This window comes from Pseudomonas sp. BF-B-26, assembly GCF_019956495.1.
Lineage (GTDB): Bacteria > Pseudomonadota > Gammaproteobacteria > Pseudomonadales > Pseudomonadaceae > Aquipseudomonas.
In genome coordinates, this window is sequence record NZ_JAHBDP010000049.1 from 1 (window position 1) to 1,428 (window position 1,428).

Annotated in this window: 1 protein-coding gene; it reads right to left on the bottom strand. The window is 58.8% G+C overall.

The features are described from left to right. Positions 1-10: 10 nt before the first annotated feature. Positions 11-1,315, bottom strand: coding sequence for an IS4 family transposase (locus KGB03_RS03710; RefSeq protein WP_223526373.1), 1,305 nt, complete (start codon positions 1,313-1,315; stop codon positions 11-13). Between the last annotated feature and the right edge of the window lie 113 nt (positions 1,316-1,428).

Consider the following 1,428-nt stretch of genomic DNA (forward strand, 5'->3'; position numbering starts at 1 on the left):
GCCAGCCCTTTCAAGGTGTTTTCTTTTTATGGGCCTTAAGCACGCGAGCCGTCGACACATGAGCATTTGCAGCCCTGCCCTCCAGCCATTCCTTGGACTTGGCGATTTTGGGACCTCGTATGCTTTTGGCCACCTGTTTGGGTTTGATGTTTCTGGCCAGCGCCAACAGGCGCTGCGCCAGAGTCGCTGAGGTCGATTGAAGTAACAGATAATCGGGGGGCAACGCGATTTGCATGCCCTCATACCCACTGCGCACTTGCACGGCCAAGTGAAAAATCGATGCCTCCCATGCCTCTGGCTGCGTCTCGCGATGAGCCTGCTCCACACTGCGCTTGAGAACCGCCAAGACGTTGTAGGCCAGCACCGCCGAAGCAAAGCCCAGCAAGGCCGCCCGCGGAGAGCCGAGGCTTTCGATTTCACTGTCCAGTACCGACTCGAGACGCTGGAACATCCCTTCGATACTCCAGCGGCGACGGTACAAATCGGCGATCTGCTCGGCGCTGATGGTGTCGGGCAAGTTGCTCCAGAACCACATCACCGAGTCGCCTGATTCGGTAGCTGTTTGCAGGTTCAGTTCAACTCGGCGCCAGCGGTGGCCGCCGTTGAGTTCGATGGTTTGTTCGCGCACTGTTCCGGCTTCGACGGGCACCGGTTCTTGCCAGTCGCTTTCCTGAATCAGCCGTGGATGTTTGCTGGGCTGGCGAATAATGAACGAAGCGCTCGCTTCCTCGCAGGCCTGCATCACGGGCAGCGTGCAATAAAGCCGATCCGCCATCCACAGCTGCCCCTCACGGGCGCGGGCCAACAACGGCAGCACGCCGACGCGCTCACTCGCGTAGGCATCCTCGCAAGGCTGCAAGTCGACGATCTGATCCAGGTCAGGATCGTAGACCACCACGGAAAACCCTGGCCGAGCCGCACCTCGTTCACGCCGCAAAGCCCCCAGACGTTTTTCGGTAGAAGGCAAGTGGTTGCCGTCAACAACGCGCAGTTGCCAGCCGGGCAAAACGGCTGAATAGCCCAACTCTTCTATCGTCGGAGCCAAGCGCTCTGCGCTACCGGTGACCAAGGCCCGCAGCAGCGCAGGTTCTGTGCGACTGACCTTGTCATACAGCGCCGCCAAGGTCACCGGCAGATGCTCCATCTGGCGGGCAGCCGCATGCAAGGAAGGCCGTAAGCCCAATGAAACAAGGGACATCAGCTCAACGATGGTCGAAAACAAAAGCTCCCGTGGGTACTGGCGTTGACGTTGTTCCTCGAACACCTGATCGACCCATGCGGCAGGAACAGCCTGCTCCAGTATCAACTTGGTCATGACACTGGCCGGCGTCTTTTGCTCAAACCGCGCTAGAACTTCTGCCCACATCGTTTTCGTCACCCTGACTGGAATTTTGGGAGAGTTTAAACGAAGACCTTGAAAGGGCTGGC